General features: G+C 66.6%; 16 protein-coding genes. 7 read left to right on the forward strand and 9 right to left on the reverse strand.

All coding sequences use genetic code 11. From position 1 onward, the window contains the following. Positions 1 to 31: 31 nt before the first annotated feature. The 3 genes from QM588_RS13755 to QM588_RS13765 form a co-directional block, all read right to left on the reverse strand. The gene (locus QM588_RS13755) at positions 32 to 352 is read right to left on the reverse strand and encodes a WhiB family transcriptional regulator (RefSeq protein WP_032383607.1); all 321 of its coding nucleotides are present in this window, start codon (positions 350 to 352) and stop codon (positions 32 to 34) included. 153 nt (positions 353 to 505) lie between these two features. Next, complete coding sequence (locus tag QM588_RS13760) at positions 506 to 817, reverse strand: hypothetical protein (protein WP_283314022.1); 312 nt, start codon at positions 815 to 817, stop codon at positions 506 to 508. 143 nt (positions 818 to 960) lie between these two features. Further along, the gene (locus QM588_RS13765) at positions 961 to 3,075 is read right to left on the reverse strand and encodes an ATP-dependent DNA helicase UvrD2 (RefSeq protein WP_283314024.1); all 2,115 of its coding nucleotides are present in this window, start codon (positions 3,073 to 3,075) and stop codon (positions 961 to 963) included. 112 nt (positions 3,076 to 3,187) lie between these two features. On the opposite strand from QM588_RS13765, the gene QM588_RS13770 reads away from it, so the two are divergent. Then, a complete protein-coding gene (locus QM588_RS13770) occupies positions 3,188 to 3,457 on the forward strand; it encodes a mycoredoxin (RefSeq protein ID WP_032366324.1) in 270 nt (89 codons plus the stop codon). Between the two features lie 7 nt (positions 3,458 to 3,464). Here the strand turns inward: QM588_RS13770 and nudC are convergent, their stop codons facing one another. Both nudC and QM588_RS13780 read right to left on the reverse strand, forming a co-directional pair. After that, the gene (gene nudC, locus QM588_RS13775; RefSeq protein WP_032370929.1) at positions 3,465 to 4,367 is read right to left on the reverse strand and encodes an NAD(+) diphosphatase; all 903 of its coding nucleotides are present in this window, start codon (positions 4,365 to 4,367) and stop codon (positions 3,465 to 3,467) included. A gap of 23 nt (positions 4,368 to 4,390) precedes the next feature. Further along, positions 4,391 to 5,458: a potassium channel family protein gene (locus QM588_RS13780; protein WP_027496550.1), complete on the reverse strand. Its 1,068-nt coding sequence runs from the start codon at positions 5,456 to 5,458 to the stop codon at positions 4,391 to 4,393. A gap of 179 nt (positions 5,459 to 5,637) precedes the next feature. Between QM588_RS13780 and QM588_RS13785 the strand changes: the two genes are divergently transcribed. Continuing rightward, a complete protein-coding gene (locus tag QM588_RS13785; protein WP_027496549.1) occupies positions 5,638 to 6,024 on the forward strand; it encodes a DoxX family protein in 387 nt (128 codons plus the stop codon). Here the strand turns inward: QM588_RS13785 and QM588_RS13790 are convergent. The 4 genes from QM588_RS13790 to QM588_RS13805 are packed head-to-tail and all read right to left on the reverse strand — an operon-like array spanning position 5,987 to position 14,535. Further along, positions 5,987 to 9,394, reverse strand: coding sequence for an ATP-dependent helicase (locus QM588_RS13790; protein WP_037219252.1), 3,408 nt, complete (start codon positions 9,392 to 9,394; stop codon positions 5,987 to 5,989). The genes QM588_RS13785 and QM588_RS13790 overlap by 38 nt on opposite strands. Next, complete coding sequence (locus tag QM588_RS13795; RefSeq protein ID WP_442972917.1) at positions 9,391 to 12,717, reverse strand: ATP-dependent helicase; 3,327 nt, start codon at positions 12,715 to 12,717, stop codon at positions 9,391 to 9,393. The genes QM588_RS13790 and QM588_RS13795 overlap by 4 nt, the downstream gene beginning before the upstream one ends. 55 nt (positions 12,718 to 12,772) lie before the next feature. Then, on the reverse strand, positions 12,773 to 13,417 hold the full coding sequence (locus QM588_RS13800) for a response regulator (RefSeq protein ID WP_048320215.1): 645 nt from the start codon (positions 13,415 to 13,417) through the stop codon (positions 12,773 to 12,775). Continuing rightward, entirely contained in the window at positions 13,414 to 14,535 is a 1,122-nt protein-coding gene (locus tag QM588_RS13805; RefSeq protein WP_283314035.1) for a sensor histidine kinase, read from the reverse strand. Before QM588_RS13805 ends, QM588_RS13800 begins: the two co-directional genes overlap by 4 nt. 136 nt (positions 14,536 to 14,671) lie before the next feature. Here QM588_RS13805 and QM588_RS13810 point away from each other — a divergent pair, with 136 nt between their 5' ends. The 5 genes from QM588_RS13810 to QM588_RS13830 are packed head-to-tail and all read left to right on the forward strand — an operon-like array spanning position 14,672 to position 17,761. Next, a complete protein-coding gene (locus QM588_RS13810; RefSeq protein ID WP_094663146.1) occupies positions 14,672 to 15,403 on the forward strand; it encodes an ABC transporter ATP-binding protein in 732 nt (243 codons plus the stop codon). Further along, positions 15,400 to 16,176, forward strand: a complete 777-nt coding sequence (locus QM588_RS13815) for an ABC transporter permease (protein WP_094653066.1) — start codon at positions 15,400 to 15,402, stop codon at positions 16,174 to 16,176. Before QM588_RS13810 ends, QM588_RS13815 begins: the two co-directional genes overlap by 4 nt. 23 nt (positions 16,177 to 16,199) lie before the next feature. Continuing rightward, a complete protein-coding gene (locus QM588_RS13820; RefSeq protein WP_032372875.1) occupies positions 16,200 to 16,976 on the forward strand; it encodes an alpha/beta hydrolase in 777 nt (258 codons plus the stop codon). Then, complete coding sequence (locus tag QM588_RS13825; protein ID WP_032366321.1) at positions 16,977 to 17,318, forward strand: MGMT family protein; 342 nt, start codon at positions 16,977 to 16,979, stop codon at positions 17,316 to 17,318. After that, on the forward strand, positions 17,315 to 17,761 hold the full coding sequence (locus QM588_RS13830; RefSeq protein ID WP_228139195.1) for a PaaI family thioesterase: 447 nt from the start codon (positions 17,315 to 17,317) through the stop codon (positions 17,759 to 17,761). The genes QM588_RS13825 and QM588_RS13830 overlap by 4 nt, the downstream gene beginning before the upstream one ends. Positions 17,762 to 17,763 lie beyond the last annotated feature (2 nt).

The following is a 17,763-nucleotide window of genomic DNA, read 5'->3' on the forward strand; positions in this document are numbered from 1 at the left end:
ACTAGGTGAAGCCGGACCTCCGGATCGAGCTTCATGCCGCGTTCTTACGTGGCCGTCCGCGAGGACGCTTGCGTGCGATGACAACACCCTGTTCCAGGATCTCGCCACCCCATACGCCCCACGGCTCGGCGCGATCCAATGCGGCGCTGAGACAGGTTCGACGGATGGGGCATTCGGCGCACAGCGCCTTGGCCTGCTCCAATTCGGCAGGGGTGTCGGCGAACCACATGTCGGGGTTCGCCGCTCGGCAGGGCACCGACAGCTCGAGCTCCGCCGATTCGGCGAAACTTGTTGCTGCGTAGGCGCTTTCGGACTCTGGTCGGCATGTCGTCCGGATCGTGGCGGTTGACACGTCGGTCTCCTCTACTTTTCGTGCGGCGTCGTTATCGGTTCGAGGGGTAATGCGAACCATGTCGGCCTCACGCTCGGGTAGAGGATCTACCTGAACGACAAAGGCCACGGTCCGCGAGTGCGGGTCCGTGGCCTGGTGGGCAAATCGAAGCGTCTACCTACAGTGTAGTCGGTATCTGCTGTCGAACACGGACGCGCGTGGTGCGCGGTGACGTCGATGGGTGTAGACAGCGGGTGCTGCCAACGCCAGGACGCCGGGGGCGGAATTCGACCCGAGGGATTCCGATGCGGACTGGTGCATCGGGCCGAAAGCGGTGGGACGAATCCACGTCTGCGCAACCGAGCCGGCGGCTACGGCCGCAGCAGCGGGCGTACCGACCAGCGCAGCGCCGAGGGGCGTTGCACCGAAGACAGGGCTGAGCGCGACGGTTGCTCTTGCACCGGCGATGTCGAATGTGTCGATCATGTTCTTCAGCTCCTGTTCTGGTCTCGTGGGCGGACTGGGCAGTGTGCGGTCTCCCGCGACACGAGAAACAGACTAAGCCCCCCGCCGAGATCTGCACAAGTTATTTTTGACCAGCAGTTTTACGGCGTCTGTTAGGTGGACGGTTACCGGTCGGAAGACCGCACCACCGTCAGCACGTCCTCGCCGAAGCGCTCGAGCTTCTTGGCCCCGATTCCAGGTATCGCAACGAGTCCACGCTCGTCCTGCGGTTGCTGTTCCGCTATAGCAGTCAAGGTGTTGTCACTGAACACGACATACGCGGGCACCTTGAGTTCGCGAGACTTGTCCAAACGCCACGACTTCAACGCGTCGAGCAGGGCGATGTCCACGTTGGACGGGCAGCTGTCGCATCGCCCGAGCATCGTGGCCGACGTGCCGATCAGCGGTTTACCGCAGATTCTGCACTTGGGCCCCGACCTCTTGGCTGCGGGTGCCGCGATGCGCGACGCGGGCGAATCCTCGGGCACCAGTCCGATCAGGAATCGCGAGCGGCGCCGCGACTTGCGCCCACCCTCGTTACGGGCCAGGGCCCAGGACAGGTGCAGGTGAACCCGTGCCCGAGTGACACCTACGTACAGAAGGCGGCGTTCCTCCTCGACAGCGGCCTCGTTGTTCGCACTGGGATCGTTACCGATCGCGTGAGATATCGGCAGCGTTCCGTCGGCAAGCCCGACGATGAACACTGCATCCCACTCGAGCCCCTTCGCCGCGTGCAACGAGGCCAGCGTCACGCCCTGCACCGTCGGTGGATGCCGCGCCTCGGCGCGAGCGGCGAGTTCACCCAGAAGTGAGTCGAGGGTCAGATCGGGATCGTGCACCAGCAATTCCTCGGTGAGTTGCACGAGACCTCCCAGAGAGGCCCACTTCTCCCGCGCCTGCGCACCGGTCGGCTCGGTAGCGGTCAACCCCAGTGGAGCAAGCACGGCCCGAACCAGACCGGTCAGGCCGTCCCCGGAACGAGAACCGTCGGGTAGATCGTCGCGGCCAGCAGCCTGGCGCAGAGCATTGACACCCTGCCGCACCTCGGGTCGAGTGAAGAAGCCCTCGCCGCCGCGAACCTGATAGGGAATTTTCAGCTCGGTCAGAGCCTGCTCGTGCGCCTCGGACTGCGCATTGATGCGGTACAGAATCGCGATCTCGGCAGGCTCGACGCCTTTCGCGATCAACCTCTTCACCGCGCGTGCCACTCCGTCCGCTTCGGCGGGCTCGTCGTCGTACTCGAAGAACTCCGGCTCCGGACCGGAATCACGCTGACCGATCAGCTGCAGGCGAGTGCCGGCAATGCGACCCCGCGCAGCACCGATCACGCGATTGGCCAGCGACACGACCTCCGGCGTCGATCGGTAGTCGCGTTCGAGACGGACAACCGTGGCCTCGGGATACTTGCGAGAGAAGTCGAGCAGGTAGCGAGGGGACGCTCCGGTGAACGAGTAGATCGTCTGATTCGCATCCCCGACGACGGTGAGGTCGTCACGATCGCCCACCCAGGCGTCGAGAACCCGCTGCTGGAGCGGCGTCACGTCCTGGTACTCGTCGACGACGAAGCAGCGATAGCGTTCGCGGAATTCGTCGGCCACCGAGGAGTGCTCTTCCAGCGCCGCGGCGGTGTGCAACAACAGATCGTCGAAGTCGAGCAACATGCCGTCGCCGCCGCGAGATTTGAGTTCTTCGTACCCCCCGTACACCGCAGCGACCTTGGTTGCGTCCATGGGCACGTCGCGTCGGTTGCTCGCCGCTATGCGCGGGTAGTCCTCCGGAGCGATCAACGAGCCCTTGGCCCACTCGATCTCGCCCGCGAGGTCGCGGATGGAGTCGGTAGAGGTGGACACTCCGGCCCGGTTCGCTGCCTGCGAGACCACGGTGAACTTGCGATCGAGCAACTGCCACCCGGTGTCGCCGACGACCTGTGGCCAGAAGTATTTGAGCTGACGCATCGCGGCAGCGTGGAAGGTACGAGCCTGCACCGGAGGGCCCTCTCCCCCGACGCCGAGTTCTCGAAGACGGCCCCGCATCTCACCGGCCGCCCGCGCGGTGAAGGTGACCGCCAGTACCTGGCCGGAGGACACGTGTCCCGCGGACACGAGATGCGCGATGCGTCGAGTGATCGTGCGGGTCTTGCCCGTTCCGGCCCCGGCGAGCACACAGACCGGACCACGAGGAGCCAGCACTGCCGCGGATTGCTCCGGATCGAGCCCGGCGGTCATCGCGTCGTCAGCCATGGGTCCATTGTGTCAGTGCCTACCGACAGCGATGTCCGGGCCCGACGCCGCCGAGACTCGCCGAGGCGGCCGTCACGGAACAATCACCTGCGCCCTGCTGTTGACTGTCTCCGTGACCACTACCGAGAACACCCCACAAACCCCGGCCGCGCTGACCGTCTACTCCACCACCTGGTGCGGGTACTGCCGCCGGCTCAAGACTCAGCTCGACGAGGCGGGAATCGCCTACTCCGAGATCGACATCGAGCAGAACCCCGAGTCCGCCGAGTTCGTCGGCAGCGTCAACAACGGAAACCACATCGTGCCCACCGTGCAGTTCGCGGACGGATCGACGGCAACCAATCCCAGCCTCGCCGAGGTCAAGCGCGCTCTCTCGCTCTGATCGGGCGTCAGGTCGTCGCTGCCCACGCCTCCAGCATCCCGCGAGCGATCGAGATGGATCCGGGAAGCAGCAATCGAGACGTCGACTCCGATCCCCAGTCGCCCAGTTCGAGGGCGGCGACGACCTCGGTCCGCTCGAACCAGTGCGCCTCGGCGATCTCGCCGTCCTGGAACGCGAGCGGCTGATCCGGGTCGGCGACGGCCGAGAAGCCGATCATCACCGAACGCGGAAACGGCCACGGCTGACTGCCGAGATATTCGATGCCGGATACGTCCAGCCCCACTTCTTCCTTGATCTCCCGCGCGACACAGGTCTCCAGCGATTCGCCGGCCTCGACGAATCCGGCCAACACCGAGAACCGACGTTCGGGCCACATCGGTGCGCGCGCCAACAGCACTCGATTCGCGCCGTCGTGAACCAGGCAGATCACCGCAGGATCGGTGCGCGGAAACTCTTCGTGACCCGAGGACGTGCTGGTCCGCGACCAGCCTGCAGCCGACGGAACGGACGGAGCGCCGTCGAGCGAGCTGAACCGCGCACTGGCGTGCCAATTGAGGATGGCCAGAGCCCCGGTGACCATCGACAGCGACACACTGTCGAGGCGCTCGCCGTCGGTTCGCAGGTCTCCCAGCGTGCCCTGAAGTAATTCGACGCGTCGGGTCCACAGGTGCCGGTCGCCATGAATTCCGAGGAAGACCGCGTCCTCGGTCGGTTCCGTGGCCACGTCTGCGGCGTCGACGAAGACCAGACCACCGTCGTCCACTGCGAATCTGCCGCGACCGTCCACGTCGAGTATGCGAGCCGTGGACCAACCGGCGGCCAGTGCCGCTGTGTCGCGGCGCAATTCCTCGGCCCGGTCGAGCGGTGATCGAGACAGTCGAGGTGGATGGACGAGCTGAAAATTCGGCACGCTCACGACCCTACTGGGCCTGCTCAGTCGGCCACGCGACGGATGTACAGCAGTCGGTCGGTTGCCTCGATCGCGTCGACCTCGGGTGATCCCACACGGAACAGCTTGCCGCCCCGAACCACTCCCAACACGATGTCGGCCAGGTGACGCGGTGAACCGCCCACCTCGTCCCGCTCCACCTCTCGCTCTGCGACGGCGAAGCCTGCCTCCGGGGTGAGAAGATCCTCGATCATCTCCACGACGGACGGTGTGGACGTGGCAATTCCGAGCAGCCGACCCGCCGTCTCGGACGAGACGACCACCGAGTCCGCGCCGGATTGGCGCACCAGGTGCGTGTTCTCGGCCTCTCGGATCGCGGCGACGATCTTGGCCTTCGGAGCGATTTCCCTGGCCGTCAGCGTCACCAGGACCGCCGTGTCGTCGCGATTGGTCGCCACGATGATGGCCGCGGCATGTTGAGCGCCCGTGAGCCGAAGCACATCGGACTTGGTAGCCGAGCCGTGGACGGTGACCAGACCCATCGCCGAGGCCGCGTCGAGCACGGTCTGATCGGTGTCGACCACGACGATGTCCGAGGCCGACACTCCGTCACCGAGCATCGCGTCGACTGCGGTTCGGCCCTTGGTACCGAAACCGATGACCACGGTGTGATTGCGCACGCTGCGTCTCCATCGCTGAATTTTGAATGCCTGCCGAGACCGCTCGGTGAGAACCGACAGCGTGGTACCGACCAACAGAATGAGGAACAGGACTCGAAGGGGGGTGATGACCAGAATGTTGACCAGGCGCGCAGACGGGCTCATCGGCGCGATGTCCCCGTATCCGGTGGTCGACAACGACACCGTCGCGTAATAGAACGCATCGAGGAACGACAGCTCACCGTTCTGGTTGTCGCTGTAGCCGTCGCGATCGAGGTAGACGACGAACGCCGCGAGAAAGAGAATTCCCAACGCCATCAGAACACGCTTGTAGATAGCGCTCCATGGGCTGGATTCTATTTCCGGAACCCGCAACACACCTACCAGCGCGAAATCGGGCTTGTCGGTCAACGCGCCGCTGTCCCCCAGGCGCGTGCGCAACCTACCTCCCACGTCGCCCACCGAGGTGCTCACCGAAGTCGAGATCATTCACGGCACGCAGCGTAACCCCATGCCGCGCTTCCGCGTCGACAACCGACCGCACGGAGCACACCGGATGGGCGGATGGGCGGATGGGCGGATGGGCGGATGGGCGGATGGGCGGATGGCGCACCGTGTGGCACGGTGTGTGCATGACACAGAGACCGAGTCAGGCCGCAGCGCTGCGTCTCGCGGGATTGCTCGCCGGCGCCGGAGTACTCCATTTCGTCACTCCCCAATTCTTCGATGCGCAGGTACCGACCGCCCTGCCCGGTTCGGCGCGGACGTACACCCAGGTATCGGGAGTAGCCGAGCTCGCTGTCGCTGCCACGTTGGCCGCACCCCGCACCCGTCGAGTGGGCGGTGCGTTGGCAGCGGGCCTGTTCGTCACGGTATTCCCCGCCAACATCAACCTCGCATGGAAGTACGTACGCAGCTCCAAGACGTCACCGGCCTTGAAGGCCGCCATGATCGCTCGTCTCCCCCTGCAGATCCCACTGGTCACCGAGGCTCTGAAAGCTCGTCGACTGGCGCCGTAGTGCCGACGTCGTCCACGACGGATCGACCTTCGAGCAACGCCGCCAAAGCTGTTGCGTCAGGCAGCTTGTCGGGCGAGATGGTACGACCGCTGCGGACGTAGTGGAACGCCGCACGGACGCGATCGAGCGGTACCGGCTCGGCACGACCGACGGACATCAACTCCGCCCACGCCAGCCGGTACGCCGCCAGCTGCATCGCCACCGCCTGCTGCTCGGACGCCGACGGTTCGGCTCCGGTCTTCCAGTCGACGACGGTCCAGCCGCCGTCCGGGTCGGCGAACACCGCGTCGATCCGACCGCGCAGCACTGTTCCAGCCACCGACGTCTCGAACGGCACCTCTACCTCCACCGGACTGCGCAGAGCCCAATCGGAGGCCTCGAACGCCCGCTGAAGAGTGTCCAGGTCCACATCGGCAGAAGCACCGGTATCGGCGGAGCCCGGCAGTTCGTCGAGATCGAGCAGTCGGGTCGCGCCGAACCGGCGCTCGATCCACGCGTGAAACGCTGTTCCCCGGCGCGCCAACGGATTCGGGGGAAACGGAAGTGGCCGGCGCAGTCGCGAGGCGAGCGCATCCGGATCTGCCGCCAAGTCGACCAGCTGCGTCACCGACAGGTTCTCGGGTAGTGCGACATCGACCCCGGCAACGGCCCGCGCCGAGCGCTCGGCCAGCAAGGTCCGGACGTCGAAGCCCCACTCCTCCGGGTCGTCCTCGTCCTCGTCTTCGTCCGAATCATGGTGGGAGCCGGCCCTGTCGGCCAGGGCCCGCAGAACGTCGGCCGCACCACTCTCGATCGCGCCTCGCCGCGGCCCGAGCGGATCTCGCGGCCAGGATGCCGTATGCGGCTCGGCCCCCAACGGGTTGACGGCTCCGGCTTCGGGGGCCGGTGCCCACTGCTCGACCACCGCGACGGCGTCCTCGGCCGTCGAGGTGTACCGGTGGAGCTCGTCGAGAAACTCGGACGGGCCACGAGGCTTCGTGGACGTCTCGTCCCACTGATGCGCCGAGACCAGCAGCACCCGTTCGGTTCTGGTGAGTGCAACGTAGAACAGTCGACGATCCTCCGCGAGCCGACGCCGAGCGAGTGCATCCTTGTGCCGCTTGACGGCGTCCTCGAGGTCCTTTCGGTTGTAGAGGTCCTCGAGCTCGAGTACCGGTACCCCCTCGGAACCTTCACCGTCGAGAGCGCGGTCGCCGCGCAGGGACGGCGGCAGTTCGGCCATCGCCCCGAGCCAGGTCGACGAGGCGTTCGAGGACGGGAACACTCCGGTCGCCACGTGCGGTACGGCCACGACCTCCCATTCGAGGCCCTTCGCCGAATGCACCGTCAGCACCTGTACTCGATGCGGGGCGACCTCGACCTCGCCCGGAGCCAACCCGTCCTCGACAGTCTCTGCCGCCGCGAGGAACGACAGGAATCCGGTGACCGTGGCCGTTGGATTGTCGGCGTAATCGGCCACCACATGGGCGAATTCGTCGAGATGCTCGCGCCCGACTGCACCATCGACACCGAACGGTGTCCGCGCCTGCGCTTCGACGCCGATGCCCATGATGCGTTCGATGTCGGCGACCAGTTCCGTCAGCGGCTGCCCGATTCGGTCGCGCAACAGATGTAGTTCTCCGGCGAGCGCAGTGATGCGTCGGTGCCCGGCCTCCGAATATCGTTCGGCCGAACCTGGATCGGCGATGGCGTCGGCCAGACCGGCCTGCTCCGACTGTTCCCCCGGCAGGGCACTTCCGAGCGCGGCGTCGAGCGCCTGTGGGTCGTCGACACGGCCCGCGGTGCCGTAGCCGCCCCGAATCTCGAGCTCCTTGGCGCGCTGAGCGAGCGCCCGCAGATCGGCGGCCCCGATCTGCCATCGGGAGCCCGTGAGGATGCGCATGGCCGAGCTGCCCGCAGTCGGATCGGCCACCAGACGCAGCATCGCGGTGATGTCGGCGACCTCCGGCACATGCAGCAATCCGCCGAGCCCGACCACCTCGACGGGTAGGCCACGGCTACGCAGCACCTCGGCGATCGGCTCGGCATCGGCGTTGCGCCGCACGAGTACCGCGGCACTGGGCGGAGGCCGGTCCAGTTCGAGGGCGTCGCGGTAGTGCTCGGCTATTCGGTCGGCGATCCATTCCCGTTCGTCGAGGACGGTGTCGGTGACGGCCAGCCGTACATCGCCGGGCACCGCGCCCGGCCGGGCCCGCAGGGTCGGCACCGGTACACCGACGCGGCGCAGGGGGTCGGTGATCAGATTGGCGAGAGCGAGTGCCTCGGGCGGGTTGCGCCAGCTGGTGAGGAGTTCGAGCCGCGGTGCCGGACTGCCGTCCGCCTGCGGGAAATCGGTGGCGAACCGCGGCAGGTTCGCCGCCGACGCCCCTCGCCACCCGTAGATCGACTGCATCGGATCGCCCACGGCTGTCAGCGCCAGGGTGGCATCGCTACCGGATCCGAACAGTGAGGACAGCAGCACCCGCTGGGCATGACCGGTGTCCTGGTATTCGTCGAGCAGAACGAGCCGAAAGCGTTGCCGCTCTGCGATTCCCACTTCGCGATGTTCGGCCGCGACCCGCGCCGCCATCGACATCTGCGAACCGAAATCCAGTGCCCCTTCGTGCCGAAGCGTCTGCGCGAGTCGTTCCACCAACGGCAGCAACGTGATTCGTTGATGTTGGGCATCGAGGATGTTGAGCAGCTCCTTGGTCGGCCCACCACGTTGACGCGGACCGGGGCCGAGTGTGTGCACCAATTTCTCGAGTTCCACGTGCGCCTCGCGCAGCTGGTCGGGGTCCACCAGATGCTCGGCCAGCTGACCGGAGAGGGCGAGTACCGCCTCGGTCACCGACGTGGGATTTCGGTCGGTGTCGAGATCGCCGTCCCACGTGCTGACCACACGATGCGCGAGCTGCCACAGTTCGGTCTCCGACAGCAGCGTCGCGGAGGGCTCGATGGGCAGCAACAGGCCGTGCTCGGTGAGCAGTCGCCCGGCATACGAGTGGTAGGTGCTCACCTCCGGCTCGGCGGCGAGAATCCGTTCGCGCAGTGCCAGACTCGGATCCAGCGCGCGCACCAGATCCGACCCGGCGAGCCGCGCCAGCCGAGCGCGGATTCGGGACGTCAGTTGCTGCGCAGCCTTGCGGGTGAAGGTCAGTCCGAGTACCTGATCCGGATCGACGAACCCGTTGGCCACCATCCACACCACTCGCGCGGCCATCGTCTCGGTCTTCCCAGCCCCTGCGCCTGCCACGACGAGCGTCGGACCGGGTGGGGCGGCGATCACCGCCGCCTGCTCGTCGGTGGGTGGGTGCTTCTGCCCGAGGGCGCGGGACAGTTCGACGGGTGAGACCCGCACGGTTGCGCTGCGCGTCGCCGAGGCGGTCACTGCTCGGTCACCTGCCGTCCTGTCTCGTGGGCCGGGCAACTGGATTTGACGGGGCAATGTCTGCACCCGTCGTTGACTCTGGCTTCGAAGACGGGACCCTGCGTCGCCGAGGCCGCCCGGTGGACGGTGTCTCGCCATTCCTCGAGTTTCTCCGGTGTCGGCACCTCCTGGATCCGCTGCGTTGCGCCGTCCTTGTTGTGCGGTTTGGCCACGAACACCAACCGGGCACCCCCGGGTTCGCCCGCGGGCTCTCCCTCGATTGCGCCCGCGGCAGCGGCGACCTGATACGTAGCCAATTGATGGTGATTGCGCGCGTCTTCCTTGGACATCACCGTTTTGGCCGTCTTGACGTCGATGACGACCGGGCGGCCGTCCGGATCGTGTTCGAGCCGATCGATCCGGCCGCGCAGGGCGACCGCAGGCTCGTCCTCGGATCGGGCGGCCAGAATGCCGTCGACCTGTACCTCGACGCCCGCCTCGGTGAGCTCGCCTCGGGTGCCCTGCAGCCAATTCTCGAACGTGTCGAGCATCGCCCCGGTTCGATCGAGCTCGTGACGCGAGAACCACTGTGATCCGAGATCGACTGCATCCCACGCCGTCTCGAGTGCCCGCCTGAGCTGGTCCGGTGGAATCCGGCCTGCCACCGCCTGCACCAGAGTGTGCACGAGGGTTCCGGTGACGGCGTGAGTGTTGGTGCCGTCGTTTCCTCCGTGACGTTCGAGCATCCAGCGCAGCGGGCACGTGGTGAGCTGTTCCACCGTCGATGGCGAGAGCGGGACCGGCCCATCGCCGAGGTGCCACAGGGGCTCGCTGGTGCTGAGGCCCGCAATTCCGAACCACTCGTCGGGATGTGCGCCTCGGACGTCGGCCTCGGCGAGTGTGGCCAGGTGCCGCGCGGCGCGCGCTCGCTTGTCCGGATCATGTTCGGCGACAACGGGATCACAGACGACCCCGCGAAGCTCGGCGACCAACATCGGTAATGCCAACACCCGGTGCGGGGTCGGCGGCTCGGAACCTTCGGGCAGCGGGACGGGATCTGCGTCGCCGTCGACTCCCCGGAGTTCGTCGACGAATCGGGAGCGGACCAGATCGGTATCGCCCGTGCTCGAGTCCACGGCGGTGACGAGCAGAGTGGAGCGCGCGCGACTGCACGCCACGAGGAAGAGCTTGCGTTCCTCGGCGAGTAGCGGTGCAGCTTTCGACAGTCGTCCGTCGAGGGCCGCAGCCGCGTCGACCTTGCCGGACACCAGATCGACGAGCGTGTCGGTTCCGAGGAGGCTGCCGCGCGCTCGCAGACCCGGCCACAGCCCCTCCTGAACCCCGGCGACCGCCACCAGTTCCCATTCGCGACCGGCTGCCGAGTGCGCGCTGAGCAGCGTCACCGCATCGGCCGGCGCAGTCGAACGATTCGAGCTCGAGGTAGGAATCTGTTGCTGCGCAATGTAATCGAGGAATCCGCCCAGCTGCGCGCGCGGCAGCCTGTCGACGTAGGCCGCCGCGGCGTCGAAGAGTGCGACCACCGCGTCGAGGTCTCGATCGGCCTGAGCACCCGCGGACCCACCCCACGCGGACGCGGCGGCCCAACGCCGCTCGAGTCCGGACGCCTGCCACGCAGCCCACAGCACGTCCTCGACTCCGCGGCCCTCCCGAGCCACCGCTCGCGCCTTACGAACGACGCTCAGTGCTCGTCGCAGCGGTGCCGCTTCCACGTCCGACAGACCAGTGATCCACCCGAACTTCTCTCGCGTCTCGCCGGTGAGAACGACTCTGAGCAGTTCGGCCGAATCGCGCTCGCCGCCCGAGGCCAGTTCGAGTCTGCGGACACCTCGGCGCAGCCGCCGCAGACCTACCGGATCGGCACCCCCGATCGGGCCGGACAGCAGAGCCAGCGCATCTTCTCCGTCGAACGACGGGTCGGAGATCGCCCGCAGCACCAGCAGCAAGCCCACCGCTCCGTGCTGGCGATGCAACGGCAACTCCGAAGCCGGGGTGATCATGGGGACACCGGCCGCGTGCAGAGCGCGACGCAGCGGCGCGACGGTACGCGGGACCGACCGCACGACGATCGCCATCTCGGACCAGGGCATTCCGTCGATCAGGTGCGCGCGTCGCATGGCGTCGGAGATGATCGCGGCTTCCTTGGCAGGCGAAGACACGACGTGTACCCGGGCCTCCGGCTCGCCGAACCGAGCCGTGGCCACCGGCTCGGGACTGCGGTGCCGACCGAGCCCGGGCAGTCGCCCCGCCACGATGTCGGTCAGTTCCGCCACTGCAGGCACCGATCGAAAGTTCCGCGTCAGGACCACCCGTCGAGGCGAGTCCGCATCGAGCAGATCGGCCACGAACGTGGGATCCGCTCCACGGAACGTGAAGACGGATTGATCGGGGTCCCCGGCGATCACGGTCGATTCGGTATCGGTGCCGATCAACCGAATCAGCTGCGCAGCTTGCGGATCGAGGTGCTGTGCATCGTCGACGACGAGGTGCCGGATGCGGGCGCGCTCACTGCGCAGCAGATCCGGGTCGGTGGCGAACGCCATCAGTGCGCTGCCGATGAGCTCGGCCGCGTCGAGGCCCGGTGCCGTGGCCCCTGCGGCTTCGACGCCGACTGCGCCGCGCAGCAACATGGCTTGTTCGTATCGAGCCGCGAATTTGCCGACGGCGATCCATTCGGGTCTGCCGTGCGTGCGGCCCAGCTTGACCAGATCCTCGGGTCCGATTCCGCGTTCTGCGGATCGGAGAATCATGTCTCGCACCGCGGTGACGAATCCTGCGGTACCGAGAGCCGGGCGCAATCGATCCGGCCAGTCGGTTGCGCCGTCCTCGATGTCGCCCCGCAGCATCTCGCGGACCACCGCGTCCTGCTCGGCACCGGTCAGCAGTCGAGGAGGCGGATTGCCGTAGAGGGAGGCCTGCAACCTGAGTACCGCGAACGCATAGGAGTGCACCGTACGTACCAGCGGTTCGCGCGTGGCGCGCAGCGCGTGATCGCCGCTGAACAGACCGGCGGTGATCTGCTCGCGGAGCGTGATGGACGCGCGCTTCGACTGAGTGAGCACCAGGACCGATTCCGGATCGCCGGACACGATTCGGGAGACTGCGTAGTCGGCCACGAGCGCTGTCTTTCCCGAGCCGGGCCCGCCGAGCACCTGCCAGGGGTTCCATCGAGGAGCGCCCTGAGCCGCCTCCGCCGCCGAATCGGGAGTCCACGCCAGCAACCGGGCAGCGGAATCGGTCCACCGGCGGGGCGGCTGCGCCACCCTGGGTGCACGGACGAGGGTGACCGTCGCGCTGTGTCTGCCGTCCGTGCTCATGCGGGACATGCAATCACGAACCACCGACACACCCAATTGCGCCATGACAAGAATGCGTTCTAAATCAGTCGAGCAACCCGCCGCTCAGCGCACGCAGAACCGCGCTGGTGCGATCTCTGGCCCCGAGTTTGAGAATCGCCGACGACACGTGGTTCTTCACGGTCCCCTCGGCCAGATGCAACGCGTCGGCTATTGCTCTATTGGTGTATCCACTTGCCACCAGGCGCAGTACGTCGATCTCGCGGGCCGTGAGTGTTTCGGCGATCACGACGTCGCTCGGGCCGTGCTTGCCGGTCCGAAAAGCGTCCAGCAGTCTCTCTGTGATGGCAGGTTGCGCCAAGGTTCGCCCGGCCGCGAGTTCGCGTACGGCACCACCGAGCCGCTCGAAGGTCACGTCCTTGAGCAGATAGCCCTTCGCACCCGCACGCAGCGCCCCGAGTACCAACTCGTCGTCGTCGAACGTCGTCAGAACCAAGACCGGGACCCGTATTTCCCTGTCCTGCAATACCCGAAGCGTCCACAGGCCGTCGAAGCGCGGCATGCGCAGATCGAGCAACACCACATCTGGAGCATCGAGTTCGATCGACGCGACCGCAGCGGCACCGTTGTCCGCCTCACCGGTCACCTCGATGTCGGGATCCAGTTCGAGCAGGCTGCGGATACCCTGCCGAACCAGAGTGTGGTCGTCGACGATCAAGACCGTGATCACGGGGCAGGCACCGTCGCGTGGACCGTGAATCCGCGATCGACCGAAAAGGTGACCGTACCGCCCAGTCCTTCGATGCGCTCTCGGATTCCCTGCAGCCCGTGCCCCGGCTCGAAGTCGGCCGACGCCCGGCCGTCGTCGCGCACCGAGACCGATAGCGCACCGGTCGAATCCGCGCGTAACTCGATCCACATCTCATCGGCATTCGCATGGCGAATGGTGTTGGTGATCATCTCCTGCACGCAGCGGACCACCGCCACCGCCCGAGCTTCGTCGACCCTGATCTCGGGGTCGACCGTAAGATGCACGACCGGTTCGGGCAGCTGCGCAACCAGACGATCGAGCGACTCCCCCAGCACCGGAGTCCTGCTGCGCACTTCGCCGACGGTCGACCGAACGTCGCCGAGCAGGTCACGTGCGATGGATCGGGCCCGAACGACATGCTCGCGCCCAGGCTCGGAGACCTGATGGGACGCCACCTCGAGCTCGAGGCTCAGTGCGGTGAGCTGGTGACCGAGCACATCGTGCAGCTCGCGCGCGATGCGCAATCGCTCGTCGGCACGGGAGGAATCGTTCAACAACGCACTGGCGGTGCGCAGTTCGGCGTGCGCGACCGCAAGTTCCCGGCGCAACCGAGCCTGTCGCAGCTGTGCGGTCACCGACAACGCGCTGGCCACCTGCAGCGCTCCGTAGATCGACATTATCAGCGCGATTTCCGAGATCCGTCCACCCCGAATCGCAACCGACACCCCCACACAGCAGGTGTAGACCGCAACAATGACCGCCACCGACGAGCCGGACACCCGATACACGGCGAACGTCGAGGTGAACACCAACAGAATGGGCAACCAACCTGCAGTCGGGGCGGTCAGCACGAGAACCGGTGCCAGCATCACCTGGGTGGCGAAGCTCGCGCGGACGAGACGATCCGGCAGCCGGTCTTCCCACCACATGCCCGCGGTCTGCACGAGCAGGAAGGCTGCGAACAGCGCAGCCCAGGCCCAACGCGGAACCGAGAGACCGTCGGCGATCGACCGATCGAAGACGACGAGAGCGCCCATCGCGACCGCGATCGCGGACACGAACGCACCGGCCAGAACGTCGGGTCCGAGGCGTCTCATTCTGTCGACCCTATCGCCCGCTCCACCCGCACGCCCCTGCCGAAAGTCACGATCCCCTTCGGTGACGATCGGCACCTGTGCGCAGGCCATGGCGGATCTAGCGTCGAGATCGACACGATCGAGAAGGGAACATCGGATGGCAGCGATAGACGTTCGAGGTATCACCCAGCGTTATCGAGAGCGCACCGCCGTGGCAGGCGTCAGCCTCTCGGTCCGCGAAGGCGAGACGCACGGCCTGCTCGGGCGCAACGGCGCCGGTAAGACGACCCTGGTCGAAACCATTGCGGGCCTTCGTAAGCCGAGCTCCGGTGCCGTGCGAGTTCTGGGACTCGACCCCTTCACCGACCGCAATCGAGTACGCGCGGTTCTGGGAGTACAGCTGCAGTCCAACGACCTTCACACCGCGCTCACCGTTGAGGAACTGGTCGATCTGTTCGCCTCCTTCTACCGTCGACCCGCCGATCGAGACGCTCTCGTCCGCGCGGTGGGCCTGCACGAGCACCGCCGGGTGCGGTACGAGCGGTTGTCCGGAGGCCAGCAACAGCGGTTGTCGGTGGTCCTCGCACTGATCGGCTCCCCTCGGGTTGTCATGCTCGACGAGCTCACCACCGGACTCGACCCGGATGCACGACGCACCGTGTGGCGACTGATCGAGGACCTCCGCGCAGACGGTGTCACCATCCTGCTGGTCAGCCATCACATGGACGAAGTACACCGCCTGTGCGATCGCATCACCGTCCTCGATCGAGGGGCCGTCGCGGCCACCGGCACACCGGAGTCTCTGATCGCCGATGCCGGCCTCGGAGGCGACCACCGGGCCACCCTCGAGGACGCATTCCTGACGCTGACCGAACGGAGGACGGCATGACCGCATGCGACATCCACGCTGCGCCTCGTCCAGGCCTGCGCGCCACCGGCGCACTCGTCGGGGCCGAAATGCGCATGGTCACCCGGGACACGGCCGGCCTGATCGTCCCCATCGCCCTCCCGGTTCTCGTACTGGTAATGAACGGATCCGGTACGTCGGCCGAAATCGTCGGGCCGGGCGCAATCACAGCATTCGATCGGTTCGTCCTGCCGCTTGCCCTGACCATGATCGTCGCCGTCATCGGAATCGTGAACATGCCGAGCTTTCTTGCGCTCTATCGGAAGTCCGGCGTGCTGAAGAGGCTGTCGACGACACCGATCGGGCCGACGCAGGTGCTGGCTGCGCAGGTGATCACCAGCGCAGTGCAAGCGACACTCGGAATCGGTATCGCTTTGTCCACTGCGGCCCTGCTGTTCGGAATCACTCCCCCGCACAACCCGATCCTGGTTGCGGCAATTCTGGTGCTGGGTGCAGCGGCGATGTACTCGCTGGGGATCGTGGTGGCGGCCGTCGCACCCACAGCGAACTCTGCCGTCGCGATCGGCCTCACCCTGTTCTTGATACTCGGTGCCGGCGGCGGACTGTTCGGCCCCGTCGCAGACCTGCCCGGTCCGCTGATCGCCGTCGGAGAGCTTCTTCCCTTCGGTGCCACCGTTACTGCGCTGGGGTCTGCCTGGGCCGGAACCCCGATCGACATAGCCGGACCGATCGGGCTGGGGGCCACCGTGGTCGTCGGAACCGCGTGTGCAATCCGGTTGTTTCGTTGGTCCTGAGCAGATGCGGCATAGTGGTTCACGTGCCCGAGTTGAATCTGCATACGTTCGGACCCGCAGACGGTCCCGAAATCCTCGCCGTTCACGGTGTGACCGGCCACGGTGCCCGTTGGTGGGACCTCGCCGAGAATCACCTGCCCGAGGCCCGCGTTCTGGCTCCCGATCTGATCGGCCACGGCCGTTCTCCGTCCGTTCCACCGTGGGACATCGACGCTCAGGTCACCGCACTGAAGGCCGTGCTCGACGCCCATGCGCGCGGTCCGGTCGTGGTGCTCGGACATTCGTACGGCGGCGCGTTGGCCGTGCATCTCGCACAGCGGTTCCCGGAGGTGGTGCGCGCGCTGGTGCTGCTCGATCCTGCGATTGCCTTGCCGCCGGAGGAGCTGCTCGAGGTCGCCGAGGCCACTGCGAAGTCCCCCGATTACACCGACGCCGACGAGGCGCGTTCTGAGAAGATCCACGGCGCATGGGCGGACGTGCCCACCGAGTTGCTCGACCGTGAGGTCGCCGATCATCTGGTCCCCGCCGACGGCGGGAAGGTCGCGTGGCGAATGTCGATTCCGGCCATCGTTGCGACGTGGGGCGAGCTCGCTCGTCCGATCGTGGTGCCCGCCGAGAGCGTCCCGACCATCGTGGTGCGGGCCATGCGCGTCGAACCTCCTTATGTGACCGAAGAATTCGTGTCCGCGCTCCGAGACAAGCTCGGCGAGAACCTGCGCACCGTCGAACTCGACTGCGATCACATGGTCGGCCAGGCCAAGCCGGCCGACGTGGCCGAGCTGGTGCGATCCCTGCTGTAGATGGCTCCGATCACCGAGGCGCAGGTGGAGCGGGTACGCGCGTTGGTCGCGTCGATTCCCGTCGGTTCCGTTGCCACCTACGGGGACATCGCGGCGGCGGCCGATCTGTCCAGCCCCCGCATCGTCGGGTGGATCATGCGGACCGACTCCGCCGATCTGCCGTGGCACCGTGTCCTGGGTGCAAGCGGAAAGCCTGCGGCGCATCTGGCGACGAGACAACTCGAGACGCTGCGCGGAGAAGGTGTCGAGATCCGCGACGGGCGAGTGTCGCTGAAGTCCGTTCGCTTCGACTTCGGGGCGCTCCCCCAGCCTTCGACGTCGACCACTAATCTCGAAGGATGAACATCGGAGATCGGCTCGGGCAGTTCGATCCACGCCCTACGGCGAAGTTCGCCCTGTCCAAGGCGAGCACTTTCGTCGCCGCGGCCGGCCTGGTGATCGACGAGGTCTCGGGCACGCGGGTAGCGGGGCACATCGAGCTGACCGAGGAACATTTCACGCCCTGGGGCGTCGTGCACGGTGGGGTTTATACCAGCGCTGTGGAGAGCGCCGCAAGCATCGGTGCGAGTGAGGCGGTCAAGGATCGCGGCGAGTTCGCGGTCGGAGTGCACAACGGAACCGATTTCCTGCGCGCAAGCAAAGGCGGACGGGTGGATGTTCTCGCGGAACCGTTGCAGCAGGGCCGCGTTCAGCAACTCTGGCTGGTCACGATCACCGCGACCGACAGCGGTAAGACCATCGCGCGCGGCCAGGTTCGACTGCAGAACGTGCCGCTGCCGACGTGATG

It is taken from the genome of Rhodococcus sp. IEGM 1354 (assembly GCF_030056855.1).
GTDB lineage: Bacteria > Actinomycetota > Actinomycetes > Mycobacteriales > Mycobacteriaceae > Rhodococcoides.

Bases quoted from the DNA above. Each gene is read 5' to 3' on its own strand.
- QM588_RS13760 (WP_283314022.1), bottom strand. From the start codon at position 817: ATGATCGACACATTCGACATCGCCGGTGCAAGAGCAACCGTCGCGCTC.
- QM588_RS13765 (WP_283314024.1), bottom strand. From the start codon at position 3,075: ATGGCTGACGACGCGATGACCGCCGGGCTCGATCCGGAGCAATCCGCG.
- QM588_RS13785 (WP_027496549.1), top strand. From the start codon at position 5,638: ATGACACAGAGACCGAGTCAGGCCGCAGCGCTGCGTCTCGCGGGATTG.
- QM588_RS13795 (WP_442972917.1), bottom strand. From the start codon at position 12,717: ATGTCCCGCATGAGCACGGACGGCAGACACAGCGCGACGGTCACCCTC.
- QM588_RS13805 (WP_283314035.1), bottom strand. From the start codon at position 14,535: ATGAGACGCCTCGGACCCGACGTTCTGGCCGGTGCGTTCGTGTCCGCG.
- QM588_RS13810 (WP_094663146.1), top strand. From the start codon at position 14,672: ATGGCAGCGATAGACGTTCGAGGTATCACCCAGCGTTATCGAGAGCGC.
- QM588_RS13815 (WP_094653066.1), top strand. From the start codon at position 15,400: ATGACCGCATGCGACATCCACGCTGCGCCTCGTCCAGGCCTGCGCGCC.
- QM588_RS13825 (WP_032366321.1), top strand. From the start codon at position 16,977: ATGGCTCCGATCACCGAGGCGCAGGTGGAGCGGGTACGCGCGTTGGTC.
- QM588_RS13830 (WP_228139195.1), top strand. From the start codon at position 17,315: ATGAACATCGGAGATCGGCTCGGGCAGTTCGATCCACGCCCTACGGCG.